The sequence below is a fragment of the Prevotella sp. CAG:255 genome, assembly GCF_000431195.1.
GTDB lineage: Bacteria > Bacteroidota > Bacteroidia > Bacteroidales > Bacteroidaceae > Prevotella > Prevotella rara.
On record NZ_HF986775.1, the window covers coordinates 67649 to 87425 of the forward strand.

General features: G+C 41.6%; 18 protein-coding genes. 9 read left to right on the plus strand and 9 right to left on the minus strand.

Annotated elements, in window-relative coordinates:
• The first annotated feature begins 425 nt into the window (after positions 1-425).
• The 8 genes from QVO66_RS02425 to QVO66_RS02460 all read left to right on the plus strand — a co-directional run bounded on the left by QVO66_RS02425 (position 426) and on the right by QVO66_RS02460 (position 9054).
• Entirely contained in the window at positions 426-1079 is a 654-nt protein-coding gene (locus tag QVO66_RS02425) for a hypothetical protein (RefSeq protein WP_021853799.1), read from the plus strand.
• A gap of 12 nt (positions 1080-1091) precedes the next feature.
• Positions 1092-3860: a Z1 domain-containing protein gene (locus tag QVO66_RS02430; protein WP_021853800.1), complete on the plus strand. Its 2769-nt coding sequence runs from the start codon at positions 1092-1094 to the stop codon at positions 3858-3860.
• Between the two features lie 666 nt (positions 3861-4526).
• Positions 4527-4988, plus strand: coding sequence for a SprT-like domain-containing protein (locus QVO66_RS02435; RefSeq protein WP_021853801.1), 462 nt, complete (start codon positions 4527-4529; stop codon positions 4986-4988).
• 90 nt (positions 4989-5078) lie between these two features.
• A complete protein-coding gene (locus QVO66_RS02440; RefSeq protein WP_021853802.1) occupies positions 5079-5771 on the plus strand; it encodes a WG repeat-containing protein in 693 nt (230 codons plus the stop codon).
• A gap of 142 nt (positions 5772-5913) precedes the next feature.
• The gene (locus QVO66_RS02445; RefSeq protein ID WP_021853803.1) at positions 5914-6618 is read left to right on the plus strand and encodes a hypothetical protein; all 705 of its coding nucleotides are present in this window, start codon (positions 5914-5916) and stop codon (positions 6616-6618) included.
• 10 nt (positions 6619-6628) lie between these two features.
• Positions 6629-7633, plus strand: a complete 1005-nt coding sequence (locus QVO66_RS02450) for an ATP-binding protein (protein ID WP_021853804.1) — start codon at positions 6629-6631, stop codon at positions 7631-7633.
• Between the two features lie 249 nt (positions 7634-7882).
• The gene (locus tag QVO66_RS02455; protein ID WP_288172467.1) at positions 7883-8470 is read left to right on the plus strand and encodes a hypothetical protein; all 588 of its coding nucleotides are present in this window, start codon (positions 7883-7885) and stop codon (positions 8468-8470) included.
• 5 nt (positions 8471-8475) lie between these two features.
• Positions 8476-9054, plus strand: a complete 579-nt coding sequence (locus tag QVO66_RS02460) for an NADAR family protein (protein WP_021853807.1) — start codon at positions 8476-8478, stop codon at positions 9052-9054.
• Positions 9055-9210: 156 nt separating this feature from the next.
• Here QVO66_RS02460 and QVO66_RS02465 read toward each other — a convergent pair whose 3' ends face one another.
• The 9 genes from QVO66_RS02465 to QVO66_RS02500 form a co-directional block, all read right to left on the minus strand.
• On the minus strand, positions 9211-10884 hold the full coding sequence (locus QVO66_RS02465; RefSeq protein ID WP_021853808.1) for a DUF2130 domain-containing protein: 1674 nt from the start codon (positions 10882-10884) through the stop codon (positions 9211-9213).
• Positions 10885-10906: 22 nt separating this feature from the next.
• Positions 10907-11740: a nucleotidyl transferase AbiEii/AbiGii toxin family protein gene (locus QVO66_RS02470; protein WP_021853809.1), complete on the minus strand. Its 834-nt coding sequence runs from the start codon at positions 11738-11740 to the stop codon at positions 10907-10909.
• Positions 11730-12362 (minus strand): type IV toxin-antitoxin system AbiEi family antitoxin domain-containing protein, encoded by a 633-nt coding sequence (locus QVO66_RS02475; RefSeq protein WP_021853810.1) that lies wholly within the window; start codon positions 12360-12362, stop codon positions 11730-11732. The genes QVO66_RS02470 and QVO66_RS02475 overlap by 11 nt, the downstream gene beginning before the upstream one ends.
• Positions 12363-12608: 246 nt before the next feature.
• Positions 12609-14306, minus strand: coding sequence for an MFS transporter (locus tag QVO66_RS02480; protein WP_021853811.1), 1698 nt, complete (start codon positions 14304-14306; stop codon positions 12609-12611).
• 2 nt (positions 14307-14308) lie between these two features.
• Positions 14309-15343: an HlyD family secretion protein gene (locus tag QVO66_RS02485; protein ID WP_021853812.1), complete on the minus strand. Its 1035-nt coding sequence runs from the start codon at positions 15341-15343 to the stop codon at positions 14309-14311.
• A gap of 2 nt (positions 15344-15345) precedes the next feature.
• The gene (locus QVO66_RS02490; RefSeq protein WP_021853813.1) at positions 15346-16662 is read right to left on the minus strand and encodes a TolC family protein; all 1317 of its coding nucleotides are present in this window, start codon (positions 16660-16662) and stop codon (positions 15346-15348) included.
• Between the two features lie 441 nt (positions 16663-17103).
• Complete coding sequence (locus QVO66_RS02495; protein ID WP_021853814.1) at positions 17104-17502, minus strand: N-acetylmuramoyl-L-alanine amidase; 399 nt, start codon at positions 17500-17502, stop codon at positions 17104-17106.
• Between the two features lie 13 nt (positions 17503-17515).
• Positions 17516-17617, minus strand: a complete 102-nt coding sequence (locus QVO66_RS13630) for a smalltalk protein (protein WP_021853815.1) — start codon at positions 17615-17617, stop codon at positions 17516-17518.
• A 291-nt stretch (positions 17618-17908) separates the two neighbouring features.
• On the minus strand, positions 17909-18337 hold the full coding sequence (locus QVO66_RS02500; RefSeq protein ID WP_021853816.1) for a DNA-binding protein: 429 nt from the start codon (positions 18335-18337) through the stop codon (positions 17909-17911).
• Between the two features lie 745 nt (positions 18338-19082).
• Here QVO66_RS02500 and QVO66_RS02505 point away from each other — a divergent pair.
• The gene (locus tag QVO66_RS02505) at positions 19083-19301 is read left to right on the plus strand and encodes a DUF4248 domain-containing protein (RefSeq protein WP_021853817.1); all 219 of its coding nucleotides are present in this window, start codon (positions 19083-19085) and stop codon (positions 19299-19301) included.
• Positions 19302-19777 lie beyond the last annotated feature (476 nt).

The following is a 19777-nucleotide window of genomic DNA, read 5'->3' on the forward strand; positions in this document are numbered from 1 at the left end:
GCATCGTAAGTGGGCCACTTTTTAACCGAAAGTGGCCCGTTTTTTATTCGTTACCGGGACACTAATTTTAGTCAATTGCGGTGTACTGACATACTTTCTTTTATTGGAGAGAATTGACAATTTATTTAGTACGCCACAGCGCTCGGAGCCTGCTAATAGTTTACTAAATTTTTACAAAAAGATAAGAAACGTTTTATAGTTTCAAGAAAAACCATTAACTTTGCTTTCAAGAAAACTAAAAGCTATGAATGACAACCAACTACAAATAAATCTTTATCCTTTGAGTGGTAAATGCAGTGAAGCTGATGCAGCTAAATTGTTGAGCGAGATGATAAGTAAAACAATTCCATCTGCTGCAAGAAAGTAATTATGCTGAATTTATTCAACACAAATAACGTATAATAAATTTCAAATAAGATATAAATATGGCGGAAATAATTAAAGTAACATTTATAGACGGAACGGAATTCTGTTATAAATCACCAGTAAACACTGTTATAGCAGTGTTAAGGAAAATAGGCAAAGAAAGATTTCCGGAAATTACATTTATGCGTGGAAAAAATAGAGTGGTTTCTCAATCATATAATCCTAAGTTAAAAAGATATATCAAAGAGATAGTACCAGGATGGTACTACTTTAATCAGACAGATACTCGTGAAAAGACTAATCAGTTGATCAATCTTAATAGTCAATTTAATCTAGACATGAAAGTTGAGGTTGGAATGTTTAAAGGTACTGCTGATCCGAATAAACCTGGGACAACTCGTCATAAAAATCGTCTTGTCGTTACAATGCCTAATGGTGATGTAATTGACCATGAGAGCTATCGGCAGGTATTTGCTGATTGTATCTATAGGCTTGGACCGCGAAGAGTGTCTAATAAAGCAAATATTGAGATTAGTAAAAATCAGGATCTTTTTTCTGCAACCAATCCAAATGGTAACCGTTTTCAACTTGATGAAACTTTGTATATGTTAATACCATTTACAGCAAGAGAAGCAATGAAAATACTGAATCTCATAGCTTTGCGACTCAAAGAAGAAATAAAAGTAGAATATTTACCTATGTCAAACCAATAATTTTTTAGGGAAATGATGAAGAAACAGATTGAATGGATAAAAGAAGGCCGTATAAAAGGAAAATCATGGGATGATTTACGTTATGGAAAAGGTAGTTCAGAAGCTGAACTAAGAACATTTCTTGCTATTGCAACTGAATATATGGATTGGCCTGTTTTGACTGTAGAAGAATGGTACCAACTTGTCGAACAACAGCGTAATGAAGAAGAGAGTCTTGAGAAATTAATTGATACCAAAGGAGCCACAGTTATCCATGCAACAAACGAGCAGAATCTCATTAATGTATCTTCAGACGAGGATTCTGCATGGCAATGCTATAAAAGGCTTCTCATAAGGTGCAAAGGTTTTAAAAATGAAGTAGTTAATGTCATGGAAGACGCTAATATTAAAATCCTCCGTCAGTTGAGCCGTGATACGCATGAAACTGGAGCTGTAAAGGGCTTGGTTATTGGTAATGTTCAGTCAGGTAAAACAGCAAATATGGCTGCTCTTATGGCAATGGCCGCTGATGCCGGATGGAATATGTTTATCGTATTGTCTGGAATGATGGAGAACCTTAGAGCTCAGACATTGAGGAGATTGGTAGAGGATTTGAATTCCAATAGTTGTAGCTTGAATTGGGAGGCAATAGACAAACCACAAAGAGTAGAAGGTTATGGACGAAGGCTATGTGATAAAAATTTTACAGAGGAGAGTAAAATGCGTTATCTTACTGTATGTCTTAAGAATTCAAAACGACTTAAGAACCTAATAGACTGGCTCAATAGTAATGAGTGTTCCAGAAAAGAAATTCGATTGCTTATAATAGATGATGAAGCAGACCAGGCCAGCATAAATACAGCAATCAAATCCCAACGTACTACTATAAATAGGTTAATTCTAAATTTAGTCAATAACAGAAATTCCAAAGGAGATCAGGCTTGTTGCAATTTCCAAGCTGTTAACTATATAGGTTATACCGCAACGCCATATGCTAATGTCCTGAATGAAGCTCCTGGAGAGGAATCGTTATATCCGTCCAATTTCATTGCAACACTTTCAGTTTCAGACGAATATTTTGGTCCTCAACAAATATTTGGATATGAGAGTGATGATGATTCGATTTCTTTTTCTGGAATTGACATTGTACGATTGATACCGGATAGTGATATTCAAAATGTAAAGGATATTCAGGACGGAACAAGAAGCGAGATTCCTAAAAGTTTGGTAGATGCTATCTGTTGGTTCTTATGTGGTGTGGCATATATGCGCTGTATAGGTTATCGGAAACCTGTAAGTATGCTTGTTCATACAAGTCGGTTAACTAATGCTCATAGCAACATAGGAAATGCTATAAGGTCATTTTTTGATTCAAAGAAACAAAGAGATATTATTAATATATGCCGTATAATTTGGGAGCGTGAATGTGAAAGTTTCAGCAAATCAAGTTTTATAGAGCAATATAAAAATTATGCAAATAGTGTAAAAGACTACCTTACATTTGAGGAGTTACATGAGCATATAAAAAATATTTTATCATCAGGCCTTATTCCATTAGAAATGAATTTGGACAATGAGCAAATAGAATACAGTTCAGGCATTCATCTATGTATAGACAACAGTGACGCTAATAATAACTCAAGACTGATTTATCCTAACAATAACGAAATGCCTTGTGATGCTCCTGCATTCCTGGTTATTGGAGGAAATACTCTTTCTAGGGGGCTTACGATAGAGGGATTGATTTCAACTTATTTTCTCAGACCGGCAGGATGTGCAGATACTCTTATGCAGATGGGGCGCTGGTTCGGTTACAGAAAAGGGTATGAACTTATCCCTCGAATATGGCTTTCAGCAAGAGTAAGAGATCAGTTCCGTTTTATTTCTGAAATGGATCAGAAACTTCGAAATGAAATAAAATTTATGGCAGAAATTGGTCTGAATCCTGCTGATTGTGGTCCGAAAATCATGATATCGCCGTCAACACAGTTTCTTAAGATTGTATCGGATAATAAAATGCAGGGTGCCGTTGCTGCAACTTATGATTTTACTGGTCATACCATGGAAACAGGAGTGTTTACGAATGATCAAAATATGCTTGAAAGTAATCTTAATCTTTTGTCGACATTCATAGAGTCGTTAGGAAATTCGTCAACCGATGTTCATGAAAACCCATATGCAGTAAACAATAAAGTTTGGAAGAACATTCCTCCACAAAAAATAAAATTCTTTTTGAGTAAATACAAATATTCTGAAAGACTTAAAGGTTTTAATGACTTAAATGTCTTTAAAAAGTGGTTGGATAAAGTTTATAATAATGGGTTGCTTGATAATTGGAGTGTTATTTTTGCTGGTATCAGACATAATGAAACTCTCGGAGAACGACGGATCACGGACACTATATCTATAAATAAAGTGAACCGAACACGCCGATATGAAGAAACAGGAGATGGAACAATAAATATAGGTGTACTTCGTTCGTTTAATGACTTCCTTTCTGATATTAATGTGAGAAAAGATGATCAAGAAATCTTGTCAGAGATGAGAAATGTTAAGCACAATATGACAGCTTTGAATCTTTTACGTGAAAAGCTTGGGATGTCAACTATTCCTCAGCTTGTGATTTACATTATTGACAGGAACTCAAGACCAAATATAAACAGTAAAAGATACCCCTTGAATTCTTGTGAGGATATAGTTGGATTTTCAATAAATATTCCTGGTATACGTACTGGCAGGTCTGCTATTCAAAACCTAACTGTCAGAATTAATAGACAAAGTATGGATGATAATATAGAATAAATTTTAGTTCAAAATAGATTTGTTGCCCGTCATTGATAAAAAATAATCAGTGTCGGGCTTTTTCATTTATAAACACTAAGGTAGTAGTTGTAATTTTAATATAAGGCAATTATTAGAACTGTTTAATAAAACTTATTTTTTGTCGCATTTATTGGTGCTTAAAGAATAAATTATATGCAAATATTTTATTGTTGATATACGGTTATTTGCATGAAAAACGAGAAAAATGATATGTGGCAGATATTCCATATAATAAGTTGGAAAATGGTAAACATATTTTAATTTGGCTGAGAAATCTTAAAATGTTGTTAAATTTATTAAGCCTATTTTGGATAGTAAAAATAACTGCCGTATAATTTGCAATATGAAAACAAAACGAACAAGATATGGCGGAACAATATTTACAAAATAAACGAGATAATGTTTCGATAGGATGCTATAGGAAACCAGATGACATTTTGACCTCAGGATATGCATTAAAGAATGAAAAAGCAGATAATTTCTAAGGGACGTTGTCTGTAGTAGCACAAAAATCAAGTATGAGAAACTATTGGCTTACTTTTTGCTGGTGATGAAAATGGTGCCAACAAAGATCCGACAATAAAAACTGAAACTTGAAACACCCCTATTTTGACATAAATATGTTTAACTTAAAAAGCATTGCCAATGAAACATAGACAAAAAACTACAAAGACAAAGGCTGCAACAGCAAAGGTGCTGACATTGCCTGACCTGTATGACATGTATGATGAATGTAATTTCAGATTCTTCGGTGGAACTTTGCCGTGTCCTCAGCTGGATTTTATGCATAAGAAAGATCCTGTAGGTTCTTTTACATGTGACTATTATAATGACGTAATTCTATCTGCCTGTATCATGATAAGCGACAGGTATAAATATACAGATGCTCAACTACGGACGCTAATGACCCACGAGATGATACATTATTTCTTATACTATAATAATGTAAACCCGACGTGGAGTCATGGTAAGGAATTCAGGACCATTGCAAAATACATGAATGTTGTTTATGGACTGAATATAGATAAGTATACTGATACCTCAAACATGGAAATGATTCAGAAAGAATCTTTCTTTTCCAGACTATTCTCAAAACGGAAAGCATGACGTTGTAATCATCAGGTTATGACAGAATGGCATACACAAAGAATAAACAAATTGATTATAAATTATTATTAACTATAAAAACGAAAAGTTATGAAAAATATTAAAGCGACATCGGAGAATCTGAGCGTGTATAACAACATGCTGGCTAAGGCTGATAAACTGACAGACGAGAAATTGAGAGACGAAGCACTGGCTGAAGCAGAAAAATACAAAAACGGTTTCGACTGGTCAGATGTTATCTTTTATGAGGATGGTAAGGCAGGAGTAAAAAATGTATTGGGAGAAATTCTTGTTCCGGCTAAGTTTGACAAAATAGCATTCACATATTGCTATTTCGTGAAAAATATGCCTTATATTGTTATTAATCATGGCAACTTCGGAATGGTAAAATCTGACGGCTCCGGAGAAATGCTTGCTCCATGCGAGTATCATGAGATTGCGCCGTTGATATATTATGGCTGCTTTATTGTAATGGCTGACGACTATTGGGGTTTGATAAATTCCGACGGACGGTTTGTGGCCCCTGTTGAGCATGATGACATTCAGATACTTGAAGATCAGTTTGCTGTGTTTAGAAAAGATGATAAGAAAGGACTTTATGCCTTTGAGAATGATGTATATGTAAGTCCTGAATATGATGACATAAAGCATGACGACATAGATGAGCCGATTAAATTTATCCGTGACGGAAAGACATTCTATATAGACACGGAAGGTAATGTCTACGACGACGCAGAAGACAGCGAACACTTATTGCTCGGTGTTCAGAGTGATCCCGTATAAAGATTAAATTTAGATATAACGTTTTCGCATACATCGGTGCGAAGGCGTTATATCTACATATCTTTTCTCGTCAAGATATGTTCTCGTGTCTTCTTCAGCAAAAACATACAGGTACTATTTACAAACAAAAAATATTGAGAAAATGAGACATACATACAATTCAGAAACCGAATTAGCATCAAAGAGCAAGGGTAAGTCAACCCGCTTGAAGCCGATACCAAAGAAAGATATGACAATGATGAATTGTCTTGAAAGAATATTGGAGATTGTTGCAGGTGAGTCGTTAAGTGCGGCGTCAATAAAGAGAGCACAAAGGTATATTCAATATGTTGCCGAACGTCAGAAACTAAACAGTATGCAGACTGTGCTAATGGCTCTTTATATTAACTTCAGCAATGATCCGTGCATAACTCTTGCCGATATCGCAAGTGAACTTAAATGTAAAAATCTGAAGATATTGTGCTATCAGAAGGAGATTGACGAACTGGAGAAAAAACGTATCTTGCGTAAATCCGGCGCACATGGCCCGTTTGACGGTTATAAGATAAACGACGGCGTGATGGACGCTTTGGTGGCAAATGAGCCGTATGTATGTAAACCGCGTAAGGCTTCTGATTTGTATGAACTGTTTTCGTTTGTATATAATTTGCTCAGTTTACGCAAGATGGAAGAAATTGACACGGAAGAACTTGTTGTTGAAATAAACGAGTTGTATGATGAAAATAAAGAAATATGTTTTGTCGATGGGCTCCGTAAGCTAATCTTGGAGGATGAATCTGTCCTCTTGTTGTCACAGATGGGAAGATGTCTTATGAACAGCAACATAAAAAAATGTTGCGCTGGATAATTTTATTTATTTGTTTGACGAGGAGTCTGTACGCGCCCGTCAGTTAAGGGCATTGCAGAACGGAAGTCATGAACTGATGAAGCTTGGACTGATAGATTTCTCAATGAGCAATGGCTTTAAAGACCGCGGAACGTTCATGCTTACTGACAAGGCACGTAAAATTCTTCTTGACAACGTAAAGATTGCATGTTATGACGAGGTGAATGACGAACATACGGACATATTGAAGCCTGACGCGATTAATGAAAAGCAGATGATATTCGATAATACCGTCTCTGAGCAATATGACAGACTGTGCGGACTGCTTAGTGATAAGAATCTGAATACTGTTCGCCAAAGGCTTGAGGAGAAGAATATGAGCAGAGGATTTTCTATACTTTTCTATGGTGCGCCGGGAACCGGAAAGACTGAAGCTGTTAAGCAGATAGCCAGATGTACCGGGAGAGAGATTATGCAGATTAATATCTCACGGATGCGCTCTATGTGGGTTGGGCAAAGTGAAAAAAACATAAAGGCTGTTTTTGACAATTACAAAGAGATGTGCAAGCGTTCTGAGCGTATTCCGATTTTGCTTTTCAACGAAGCAGATGCCATTATCAGTTCTCGAATTGACAATGCAAAAAACTCTGTTGACAAAATGGAAAATTCTATTCAGAACATCATACTTCAGGAAATGGAGAATTTCGACGGCATACTCATTGCTACTACTAACCTTGTTAAAAATTTCGACAAGGCTTTTGAACGACGTTTCTTGTATAAAATAGAGTTTACAAAGCCAACAGAAAAGGCCAGAAAGAAATTATGGCAGACTATAATGACAACTATTGATGACAGTTCTGCTGCGTTTCTTGCAGGTAAGTATCAGTTCTCTGGAGGTCAGATCGAAAATGTGGCGCGTAAAGCTGTAGTCGATTCAATCCTGTATGGCGAAGATAATGTCAATCTTGCTAAGATTGAGGAATATTGTAAAAACGAGGTTATAGGAAAATCAAATAAGGTAAGAATAGGATTTTAGCTTTTTGCTTCGTGTCATAACCGGTTGGTAAGCAACAATGTTTTTTTGTTCTTTATTTATATGTTGCTTCTGCCGGTTATTATTGTGTTTCCTCATGGCGTATTGTGGTGCGTCATGAGGACAACATATGAAAGTTCTGGGATTTAAAATATCCAACATTCAGATAGACAGTTTTTATATTTTCTGAAAAATTTATATATTTGCTTCTAATTAATATTTATGAATTGAAATTGGCTGGAAAAAAATAATATGCAAAATACAGATATTATGTATCATGGCTCACATAACTATTTTACTGAGTTTGACTTGAAGCATGTCTTGGAGGGAAGCGGAAAGATTAAGTTCGGTTATGGTGTGTATGTCACTTCAAAATATAGTTCTGCTGCCCATTATTCAGGTCAAAAAGCACAGTCAGAAGGTGAAAACTTTGTCTATACCGTGGCAGTGCCTTCATTGATGGATGATAATTACATAATGTTTAAGCAGCCTGTTAATGCAAAGATTGTTATGCGTACAGAAAATGTGCTTGGTGAGAAAATTCCTGATAAGGTTAAGGCTGACGGGAAATTATTCCGTAAATATCTGGCAAACACACTTACTGGGAATGATGACTTTATCGGAGAGAAAGCCGCTGCCGAGTTTTTGGATAACAAAATCGGTGTCGACTGTATTGTGTGGCCATATTCATGGCGAAATCCTTCTCTTGGTACAAATCGTGCGATTTTTAATGTCAACAAAATAGAGATAATAAGGATTGACCGGGTTTGTCTGGATGCAAGTAAACATCTTATACAAGACACTGTCGTCCCGGTTTTTCAATTAAACAACGAAGTATAGCAGATATGAGTTTTTATAGCATAGCGCCATTCATAGAAAAATACTATCCACAGTATTATTCTATCAAAGATTATCCGAAAGAGCAATGTGTAACCATACATAAAGTTAAAGAAGAGTGGGGCATATTAAGTAACTTCGGACGGACTCCAATAGTAGTCAACGGTGTTGAATTTAAGTCTGCTGAGCAGCTCTTCCAGATGATGAAGTTTAAGGATAAGGATGTTTTGTTGGATATATATGGTGCCGGCAATCCGAAGATGAAAGCAAAGAAATGGGAGAGAGCTTACAGGCGCAGCGATTGGGGACAGATGATTGTTGACGCAATAAAGTTCTGTCTTCAATGTAAGTATGATCAAAATGCAGATTTCAGGGAAAAACTTAAAGATACCGACAACAGATATATAGTTGAGGATCAGACAACATTCCGTAAAAAGTATGCAGATACTTGGGGCGTAAAATTAGTAGATGACAAATATGTCGGTCCAAATCTTCAGGGACGTCTGCTTATGGAATTAAGGGACAACGGTAAGTTGACTTATAGTTTGCCTGATGACGCATTGGATTTTGTCAATTTGCTGAAATAAATTATGCGGATATTTTTATATCAAACTGCTTTTTAGGTGGCTGTATTAGACATAATAATAAGCCCCGAAGCGTCATTGGTTTTACATTCTTGTGTGTGTAAATAATGATGTTTCGGGGCTTATTGTTTTTTGCCTGATGTGTGTCATTCAGGAGTATTATTCGTCCTCATCCTCCTCAACAGCCCGTGCTTCCTTAAATTTCTCTTTCATAGTCGGGTTGTTGTATGTAAGCTTCTTTATTGTCAGTCCGTCTGCCTTGTCGTTGGCAAGGCGGAGGTTGCGCTCGGAGCCTACGAGGGCCTCTTTTATCTTTTGCAGGTGAGTTATCGACTTGTCTATCTCGTCGATGGCTGTCTTAAATTTCTCGCTCGCAATGCGGTAGTTGTTGGCAAACTTCTCCTTGAAGTCGTTGAGGCGGCTCTCAAAGTTGGTTACGTCTACCGACTGGCTGCGCGCAATGGCTAGCTGGCGCTGATACTCTATGCTCTTCTTTGACGTCTGCACAAGTAGCGTTATCAGCGGGAGGAAGAACTGCGGACGGATGACGTACATCTTCGGATAGCGGTGCGACATGTCAACGATGCCCGTGTTGTAAAGCTCACTTTCAGGTTCGAGCAGCGACACAAGTACGGCAAATTCGCATTTCTTGGCTTTGCGGTCCTCGTCGAGTTTCTTCAGGAAGTCCTCGTTCTTATGCTTTGTCGCAGTCTGGTCCATTTCGTTCTTCATCTCGAACATAATGGAGATATATTCAAAGCCGTCTTCGTAGTCGCGGAAGATGAAGTCGCCCTTGCTGCCGCCCGATGCGTCGTTGTCTTTCTCAAAGTAGGCGTTGGGGAATAGCGGGCGCATGCGGTTGAACTCCGTGCTGCAGTGTATTTCGAGCGTCTCGCCGACCATCTTTGTCGACATCCTTGTCTTCAGGTCTTTATAGTAGTCAACCTCTTCCTGCTTCTTTTTCAGCTGTATCTCGTAAGTTTCCTTTATGTTGTTCTCACGCAGTGCGGCCTCATTCTTCTGCTGGTTCACCATGCCCGTAAGCTCAACAATCTTGTTGTCTTTCTCCTTCATGGCGTCCTGCGCCTTTCGCTGTTCCTCAAGCACGGCTATCTGACAGGCATCCTTACTCTGCGAAATGGTGGATTTCAGTTCCGAAATCTCCTTGTCCTTTTTTGCCAACTCACCGGCCAGTTCAAGTGCATTAGTCTGTACCATGCTCTCAATCTTAGCCTTCAGTTCGGATATCTCCTGATTCTTTTTGTTCATTTCTCCGGCCAGTTCGAGTGCCTTGGCCTGTGCCGTGCTTTCAATCTTGGCTTTCAGTTCGGATATCTCCTGGTCTTTCTTGTTCATCTCCCCGGCCAGTTCGAGCGCCTTGGCTTGTGCTGTGCTCTCAATCTTGGCTTTCAGTTCGGATATCTCCTGATCCTTTTTGTTCATCTCTCCGGCCAGTTCGAGTGCCTTGGCTTGTGCCGTGCTCTCTATCTTAGCCTTCAGTTCCGATATCTCCTGGTCCTTCTTACTCATCTCTTCAGCCAGTTCAAGCGCCTTCGCCTGCGCCATGCTGTCTATCTGCGCCTTCAGCCGTTCTATCTCAGTATTCTTTTCTCCTATTTCAAGGTCTTTAGCCGACAGTTGCTGTCCGAACGTCTGTTCCGACTTCATCACGTCGGCCTTCAGTTCTGCCGCATATTGTTTCCTCACTTCTTCAAGTCTGCGGTTGAGTTCGTCGTTAAACTCGGCGTTCTTAACCTGACTGACGATAGAAGCATAGTCGGCCTCGTCTACCTGAAACACGCTCTGACATTTAGGACATCTTATTTCTTTCATATCATCGAGTTTTTGTTATTTCTTACACATTTATAATCTTTATCATATCTGCCAGTTGTACAAAGTAATCATTTGACCAGATATCCAGTTCTTTCGGATTCCTGACAAAAGGCAGGACGTCATTTTTAACCTGATTTATATTGGCAGTTGATAATTTTTCTTTCAGCAACGCGATAAATGTATCCATGTCAATTTCCTCATTATTAAACTGCTTTACGCGTTCTGCCAGATGCTTGAAGTCAAGTGGTACATTATGGCGTACATACCATTCAAAATCATACCAGTCGCGTCCCTTTACACGATTTTTCCAGGCACGGTACACCAGTGCATGCATTTTGCCTGCAAACAGGTCGGGCAAAACAAAGCAGCGTGTCATAAATGAATGTGGCTGCAACAGCAACTTTTGCTCAGTTTCAAATTTCAGCGGTGGCTGTGTGTCAACCTCAATTTTTATTTTTATCGATTTGTCTGTACGGAAAGATATGTCGTAAACATCAGTGTTGTCTTTTAGAAATGCCGATTCAACCTTTCCGAAACTCTTTTTGTCTTTCTTCTTTATTTCCACGTTTCTTCCCACAACGGCAAATTCATCGATGATGGGCTGAAAATATTTCTTGAAATCAAATTCGTCGTCAGGTGCCAAAAGAGAGAAGGCCATGTCTTCGCTAAAGCGTTGAAGACCATGGAAAATACGAAGACATGTACCGCCATAGAACGCAGCCATGTTGAAGAAACCTCCGTTATAAAGACCGGCAAGTATTATTTGCTGGTTAACCTCAAATATGGCATTGCGTTTCTTCTGTTCGGTAGAAAGGTCGTATGCCGAAAGCATACTGTCGTAAATGTCATTTGTCATTGTTTAGCAGTTTTATTAAGGTTCTTATTGATTCCGACTTTTTGCCAGTCTTGGCATATTCTTCAAAGATGTTTACGTTCATCATTAAAAAGTCGTCCATCTCCATGCGTATGTCTTCTTCAAGATACGTTTCAGCATCTTTTATGGATCTTAGATTTACGCTTGGTGAGTTGGCAATCAGGTCACATAGTGCTTTTTCCGGTGTAGCCATCACGAACGCATATCCGTCCTTTTCAATGCTCGACAGTCCTATTGAAAATGATTTTCTTGGGGTGTATGTATATTCAAACCGTCCAAATGCAGTGTCAAAGCTACGTGAATGTTTTAGCGTCATTGACTGCATAGTGTAAACCATTTCAGGTATGAGGCCATAGTAACGCAATGCAGAAGACATAGATACATATGACGGGGTGTAAAGATGATTGGCGATAAGCTCGGTAGACAGAGGCCTGTCTGATATCTCAGGATTACATATGTACAGTCCTCTCTTAAGGCGGATAATATCTCCGCTTTTCTCAAGTTGTCTTATTTTTTGGCTTCCTCCTTTTAATTGTGGATATAGTGATTCAATTATTGAGGACGTTACCGGTATGTTGCCGAGTTTTGCTAAAACATTATTCATGATGTACGGATAAAGTTTACTCAAACAAGATGTCTGGTAAGCATGCTTATTTAGATTAGCATGGATATTGAGAACATTGTTTGTTTTTGCAAATATAGTAAAATTTTGAACAGTAATATATATATAACATACTTAACTGTTCAAAATTTTACAACTTTTATGCCGTCTTAGTGTTTTAGCCTTCTATTTGCTCTTCATTCCGAGGAGCTGGCGAAAGGTGAAGTTTTTTGGAGTGTCTGTCTTCCGTCAGTTCTCTTTTTCTTTTTTATCTTCCAGACAGTCAGCGTCATCTTCTTCATCCTCGTCGTCCTCTTCCGCTTTGTTCGGAATAACGGAGCCCTTCGGGTCGTTGGTCTTCTCGGTGTTCATCCATTGGCGTATGGCTGCCATTCTGGGCAGCAGGCGGATTACGGGCAGGCGGTAGTGGTGAATAATGATGAGCATCATCATCAGTATGCCTATGACCGTCATGTAGCCGTAGCACTCCTTTATGGATATCATCACGGCCTGCTTGGATATCACAGCCATCGTGTCGCTCCACGACGGCAGGTCGAACGGCATCACCGTGCCGTCCATGTTGTCGGCCGCGTTGAGGCTGTTCTTTGATATCGACCAGTTGTATAGGCGCTGCACCGTGGCTGAACCTAAGGCCGTTCCTATGCCGCAGCGTATGTAGCCTATGGAGTTGAGGCCGAAGAAGAAGTGAGAGAAGGGGAGCGACTGCGACAGATATACGTTAGACGCCGAGCCTATCATCACCTCAGACACGCCAAAGGCAAACAGAGGGATGAAGAAAGCCTCTCTGTTGGTGTCGCCGTCGATGAGAAAATACATCGACACTTCGTAAAAGGTGAGCAGCATAAGCGCCACAATAAAGTATTTCTTGAATCCCCAGTGCCACTTTACGAATGTGGCAAAGGCCAGCAGCGAGCCTACCACCACGCCGTAGAGTATAGGCCAGTTGAGCGATATCGTGTTGAGCGAGTCGTATTTCAGCACAGATGACAGATATATCGACTGCAACAGCTTGGGTGCAGCCTGAAGAATGCCAACGCCGAGCAGAAGCAGCATGAGGTGCTGCACTGACCTGAACTTGAATATAGACAGCGGCAGATACGGCTTTTCGTGAAACTTCGACCGGCACAGGGCTGCGGAAAAAAACGCAAGCGTTATGCCCGTGGCCTGCCATATAGTGCTGCTCGTCCACCAGTCGTAATACTCGCCGTAGGTGAACAGCCACATGCCTGATATCAGAAACGCGCTCCAGAGGAACAGACCTATGAAGTCGACACCCTTTAGCGACAGGAACGGACCCGGACGATGGTCGGGTTTCATCATGAAATATACTATGCCGCAATGAATCATCATCAGCGCTATGACAAACAGGTTCATCAGTCGCCAGTTGCCGTAGTATGTAAGATATGCCGTCGTTATGCCAGAAAGATATGTTCCGCCGCACACCATGATGTAGACAACAGGGAAGAACACGGCATAGTTGCGCGACGGCGTTACGCATAGACGGAACACGCTCGTGCAGCCAAACATGCCCAGCATTTTGCAGAAGCCCGCAATGAAGGCCAGTCCCCATATCATCCACGGCTCGGTTACCGACATGGTAAGGGCGTTGCATATTATTATTCCGATGGCAGAAACGAAAAACAGCTGCCGAGTGTACATATAGAATTTCAGCCTGTACATCACCGGGAAGCACACCGTTATGCCGCCCAGGGTGCAGTAGCCTGCCATCTGTATGTCCTCGTTGAGCAGCGCTATCTCGCTTACAATCTGGTTTGAGTACGACGTATTGATGCTTCCCACATACTGATACAGAAAGCCGAACGCCATATACAGCCAGAAGCGCAGCCGTGGCGGCACCCAGTCTTTATACATCAGGAGCTGCCGCGTGCGTATAACGGTGTTTGTCGTATGATATAGCTTGGCCATTATCAGTCGATCATTTCACATTCAACGTTCAGGCCGGCACGCAGCCGCCTTATGTTCTCTTTGCTGTTCTCTTTCGTGAAGCGTATTTTCACCGGCAGTCTCTGTTCCACCTTCACAAAGTTGCCCGTGGCGTTGTCCTGCGGCACTATGGAGTATTGTGCCCCCGTGGCGTTCGACATGGCCTCTATCACGCCCACATATTCAATGCCCGGTATGGCGTCTACGGTTATCCTCACTCGGTCGCCTGGCTTCATCTTTGCCGTCTGTGTCTCCTTATAGTTGGCCACAACCCACACGTCGTTTTCGTCAACCACCGACATCAGCGTCTGTCCTGGCTGCACGAGCTGTCCCTCCTGCAGCGTTATCTTCGATGTATATCCGTCTGCAGGTGCCGTTATCACGGTGTACGACACGTCCAGTGCGGCATAGTCCTTGCGCGCCTTGGCCAGTTTTATGCTTGCGTCCTGCTGTCCCAGCTTCTTTGTCTGTTCGTTCTTGGTCAGCGACGTTGAGCGCTTCTGCCTGCACAGCATGTCATATTCGGCCTTTGTGCTTTCATATCTTGTCTTCACGTCGTCATACTGTTTCTGCGTAACGGCCTTGTTTTTCAGCAGCACCGAGTAGCGTTGCAGGTCGCGTTCGGCGTTCTCCAGTTCGGCCTTTGTGCCCAGTATCGACGCCTCGTTCACGCCTATGTTGCTTTCCGTGGTGCTTATCGCCGAGCTCATCACCGTCTTGCCCGACACGGCGTTCTGCAGTTCGGCTTCGGCCTCTGCCAGCTTCAGCCTGTATTCTCTGTCTTCGAGTATCACCAGCGTGTCGCCTTTATGCACGAAGGAATATTCCTCAACGCACACCTTTTTGATGTAGCCCTGCACGCGTGCGTTCACCGGCACGATGTGTCGGCGCACCTGCGCGTTGTCAGTGAAGGTTGAAACGTTGAATTTTATAAACTGTACACATATCCACCATATACCTATTGCCAGCACAGCCAGAACCACGATGTTCTGGATCATTCGTCTTGTCTTGCGGTTCATGTTTAAAAGTTTCCTGAAATATATTTTAGTTGATAATAATAGTACACCACATTCACGCGTGCGTTAACCAGTCTTACCTCGGCGTCGAGCTTTGACGTCGATGCGTCGAGCATGTCGGTCAGCAGCGACAGGTCGGCCGAATAGCGCTGCTCCACAATCCTGTAGTTCTCGTTGGCCAGTTCCACGTTCTTTTTCTGCGTCTCCACCTGATGGCATGCCTCGGTGTAGTATTTGTACATCTGGTCCACCTTTCGGTCTATAGTTTCCTTTTCGGCCTGGCGGTTGTCCACCAGCTTTGCCGTCTGCATCCTTGCGGCGTTGAGCGAGGTGTTGTCTTTGTAGAAGGCCGACAGGTTCATCGACAGCTTCACGCCCACCCACCATGTGTTAATGTTGTTGTTCTTCACGGGAGCGCAGTTGGTTATCGGGCCTTCGAGACTGTTGCCTGCCGTCAGTCCTATCATTGGCATCATGCGGCTGCGCACAATCTTCTCTTCGGTCTTAGCCTGCGAGTAGGCCAGGTCGAGCCGTTTCAGCTTTGGCGACATCTCGGCCTCCTGTCTCCAGTGGCTTGCTCCAAGGTCGGGCAGATTCATCTCGTCCGTGCCGAGCCATGGCTCTATCATCGTGCCTTCGTCAAGTCCGAGATACACCAGCAGACTGTAGTTAAGATGTTCCACGGCGTCGGCCACGGTGCTTCTGTCGTAAGTAAGGTTCGACAGGGTCAGTTCGTAGCGCGTAACGTCGTTTGCCAGTGCCAGCCCTTGTTCAGAGCGCACCTTCATCTCCTCAATCAGTTGTTTTGTCAGCTTGATGTTCTCGTCGTACACACTCAGCAGGTTGCGGTTTTTCAGAAGACTGAGATAGCAGTCGAGCACCTCCATTTTAATGTTATCCGTAACAATCTTCAGGTCGGTAGATGCCATCTGTGTCTGATATCTCGTCTTCTGTATTCCTGCCGTTATCTCACCTCCGGAGTATAGAGGCTGATAGAGCGAAAGAGAAAGCAAGTTGCCCAGATGGGGCATTGCCGAACGTGTAGGGTCCGAAAAGTCACGTTCCAGAATTGTTGCATCCCCCAGATAATTTACTCCTGCTTCCAGACCGATGTCGGGCAGTCGCTTTGCCCTTGCGTTCTTTTCTAGTTGTCTGGAAATGTTCACATCCTTTTGTGCCGCTTTAACTTCTACATTCGATTGTTCCACTCTTCTAAACAATTCGTCAATTGTCATCCTCAACGGTTTCTGAGCGGACACCCGGCACGCCATAACACTGCTGCCGGCAAATAATAACAACACGGCTAATTTCCGTAATCTCATACTTTATGTCGCTTTTTTGGTGTGCAAAATTACGGATTTAACTTTGATTAAGATTATTCTATATCCGCCCTAAATTTGTCATATACGAAACAAATAGCCTCGTTTTGTCCATTTTTCATGTTCTTTCTGTGTTATTTATCTTACCATAAGCCCCAATGCCATGTTAATGATAATGTCTTAATAATTCTGTTATTTGTTAATTATTTTTGCAATTGTCTTGTTGAGTATATTGTTATTTGGAGTTAAAGGAGTATTTTCTAAGTGAAGAACGAAGAGTGAAGAGTGAAGAATCCAAATGCCTTGTTGGATATTGTAATTGGGAGTTAAAGAAGTTAAAGGAGTTATCGCTCACTAAGGTGAGCTAGGAGCATATTTAAGTGAAGAGTCTTTAACTACTTTAACTCCTGACATAGACATTACGGAATCCTCGTTCCGACCCAATTATGGCTCCACTTTAAAGCATGGGCATGCTTTGCGTGGGTTTAGGTCATGATGGCCTACGATAAGGGCTTTAGGAAACAGACGGTGCATTCTCTCTACTAAAGATTTCAAGGCTTTGCGCTGGGCTTCAGTCCTGGTGTCGGCCGGCTTGCCGTTGGCGTCAAGTCCGCCTTCGTAGCAGATGCCGATAGAGTGGGAGTTATGGCCTTCGCAGTGCGCTCCGACCTTTTCTATGGGCCGTCCGTCGTGCACGGTGCCGTCGCGCGTGATATAGAAGTGGTATCCGATATCTCGGAAGTGTCTGTGCATTATATGGTCGCGCCGGCACTCCTCAAAGCTCAGGCTCCTCCCTTCGGGAGTCGCCGAGCAGTGAATGATGATAAGAGTAATTGTTCTCATCGGTCATGTAAGTTTACATACAACTCTGTAAGCCGAAAGCTGCAGCCACAGCCGACAGCACACTGATTACAGTCTGAATAATAATCTTAAAGATAGTTTTCTTCTGGTCGTTCATATTTATTATAAATTTAATATTAAGTTAAAGAAAAAGAGCCCCTCCAAACCTCCCCCGTGGGGAGGCTTCAAAGTGGCTTCTTTTCGTCACTCTGCGTAGGGCTGTTTTCAATCCGCTTAAACTATCGCAGTATTACGAAAGTGAAAACTTAAGAATGAAAATCCATATGTCTTGTGGGTTCAATTCAACCATGAGTTAAAGTTAGAGTCAACGGCAAACATAATGCTTGCGAAAAGGACCTACAATACAATTGGATTGACTAACGTCAAACTCTGTTTTTTCACTTTTCACTTAAATTCCTCCTCCTTCGCCGGTGTCAGTTACCGAGTATTTCGTGAGCTGTTTCACCACGGCGTCCTGTTTCAAGGTAGAGGTCGAGAGGTTACCGGTGGCACGTGCGCGGAGTTTCAGACCGCTGACATATTCGGCCACGTTGAAGGCGGCAACAGAGGCGGCACCCTTGCTCCTTATACCGACGGAGAATATCGCCAGGTCGTCCAGCTTAACGTTCTTGCCGTCGAGCAGCAGTTCCTTGATACATGCAATCATGTCTTTCAGCACACCGTGTATAACTCCGGGCGAGTAGGGAGTGTTGTGAGTAGACATGTGCTTGGCAAGCATCTCCGTGTCGTAAGTCTCGTCGCACACGGCGCGGGCGTACCATAGGTTATACCCCGTGTTGCCTTCCATCTTGTTCTGATACAATTTGTAACGAATCATAGTTTTTTAAGTTTTAAAGATTAATAATACGATTATAATTCACAATTCACAATTCATAATTCATAATTAATTTACCCGTTCTTGTCAGGAGTTAAAGTAGTTATAGGAGTTATCGCCAGCGGAGCAGGCTAGTAGTTAAAGTCAAATGCATTGTTGATTCTTCTCGCAATCACTACGTTTGCTAATGTGCCGGCGGATCTACGCTCCGCCGGAAAGGAATATCAGGAACCAACGGTCAGCGTAGCTAATTATCAATCCGCTTACTTCCTGTTTCACCAATTAGCTGCGCCGAACTCCGTTTCTTGTCAGGAGTTAAAGTAGTTATGGTAGTTATCGCCAACGGAGCTGGCTAGTAGTTAGAGTCAAATGCATTATTGATTCTTCTCGCAATCACTACGTTGGCTATTGTGCCGGCGGATCTGCGCTCCGCCGGAAAGGAATATCAGGATTTTCAATCCGCTTACTTCCTGTTTCACCAATTAGCTTATGCTGAACTTCTTTTAGCTTACGCAGAACTACGTTTCATAATTATCAATTTACTGAACTTTCTTTTGCAAAGATACAACACTGCAAAAGTCAGAAATGAGATAATGTGTAAAATGGTGAGTTACAGTGACTTAAAGTTACATAAACCTTTGCTTATCTCGCAATTTTTTCGTATCTTAGCTACATAATAACAGTCCCCGTTGCCGCAGGCATCTCACGCCTTTCTACGGAGCGACGGAGTCTTTAAGTCAAAGCAGATATGGAATGTTTCAAGATACGCACATACGGCCGCATGGAGCTTGCCCAGGCTTACTGCCCCGACATGAATCCCCGTGCCGCCTATCATAAGCTCTCATTATGGATAGACCGCTATCCTAACCTTCGTGAACAACTTGCAGCCATAGGCGCATCGCCTAAGTCGCGCACCTATACGCCCGCACAGGTAAAACTGATCGTAGAGGCATTAGGGGAACCGTAGTGCGCAAGCAGGCTTGCGCAATTAAAAATTAACAGTTAAAAGTGAAAAATCCAATTGCTTTGTTGGATATTGTAATTAGTAGTTAAAGTAGTTAGAGGAGTTATCGCCAACGGAGTTGGCTAGGAGCATATTTAAGTGAAGAGTGAAGAACGAAGAGTGAAAAATCCATGTGCAAAAGTAATGCTTGCGTCAATAATCAACAAGACTAATGTGCCGGCGGATCTGCGCTCCGCCGGAATTGAATATAAGGATCTCTGATCCGCTTAAAATACCGCTTATTTAAGTTAAGGATGATAAGTTAAAAATCCAAATACCAAATTGGTATAATGTTATAAGGTAATTTTAAATAGGAAGTAATCGGACAGTTCTGGCGAAAATTAAAAATTAAAAGTTAAAAATCTAAATGTCTAAGCGAGTTTAAAACAATATGATAATGACAGAAATAGGAAGTAATCGGATCACAGATCCTGATATTC

Coding starts and splice junctions, on each gene's coding strand:
- QVO66_RS02425 (WP_021853799.1), top strand. CDS start 426: ATGGCGGAAATAATTAAAGTAACATTTATAGACGGAACGGAATTCTGT.
- QVO66_RS02430 (WP_021853800.1), top strand. CDS start 1,092: ATGATGAAGAAACAGATTGAATGGATAAAAGAAGGCCGTATAAAAGGA.
- QVO66_RS02435 (WP_021853801.1), top strand. CDS start 4,527: ATGAAACATAGACAAAAAACTACAAAGACAAAGGCTGCAACAGCAAAG.
- QVO66_RS02440 (WP_021853802.1), top strand. CDS start 5,079: ATGAAAAATATTAAAGCGACATCGGAGAATCTGAGCGTGTATAACAAC.
- QVO66_RS02445 (WP_021853803.1), top strand. CDS start 5,914: ATGAGACATACATACAATTCAGAAACCGAATTAGCATCAAAGAGCAAG.
- QVO66_RS02455 (WP_288172467.1), top strand. CDS start 7,883: ATGCAAAATACAGATATTATGTATCATGGCTCACATAACTATTTTACT.
- QVO66_RS02460 (WP_021853807.1), top strand. CDS start 8,476: ATGAGTTTTTATAGCATAGCGCCATTCATAGAAAAATACTATCCACAG.
- QVO66_RS02465 (WP_021853808.1), bottom strand. CDS start 10,884: ATGAAAGAAATAAGATGTCCTAAATGTCAGAGCGTGTTTCAGGTAGAC.
- QVO66_RS02470 (WP_021853809.1), bottom strand. CDS start 11,740: ATGACAAATGACATTTACGACAGTATGCTTTCGGCATACGACCTTTCT.
- QVO66_RS02475 (WP_021853810.1), bottom strand. CDS start 12,362: ATGAATAATGTTTTAGCAAAACTCGGCAACATACCGGTAACGTCCTCA.
- QVO66_RS02480 (WP_021853811.1), bottom strand. CDS start 14,306: ATGGCCAAGCTATATCATACGACAAACACCGTTATACGCACGCGGCAG.
- QVO66_RS02485 (WP_021853812.1), bottom strand. CDS start 15,343: ATGAACCGCAAGACAAGACGAATGATCCAGAACATCGTGGTTCTGGCT.
- QVO66_RS02490 (WP_021853813.1), bottom strand. CDS start 16,662: ATGAGATTACGGAAATTAGCCGTGTTGTTATTATTTGCCGGCAGCAGT.
- QVO66_RS02495 (WP_021853814.1), bottom strand. CDS start 17,502: ATGAGAACAATTACTCTTATCATCATTCACTGCTCGGCGACTCCCGAA.
- QVO66_RS13630 (WP_021853815.1), bottom strand. CDS start 17,617: ATGAACGACCAGAAGAAAACTATCTTTAAGATTATTATTCAGACTGTA.
- QVO66_RS02500 (WP_021853816.1), bottom strand. CDS start 18,337: ATGATTCGTTACAAATTGTATCAGAACAAGATGGAAGGCAACACGGGG.
- QVO66_RS02505 (WP_021853817.1), top strand. CDS start 19,083: ATGGAATGTTTCAAGATACGCACATACGGCCGCATGGAGCTTGCCCAG.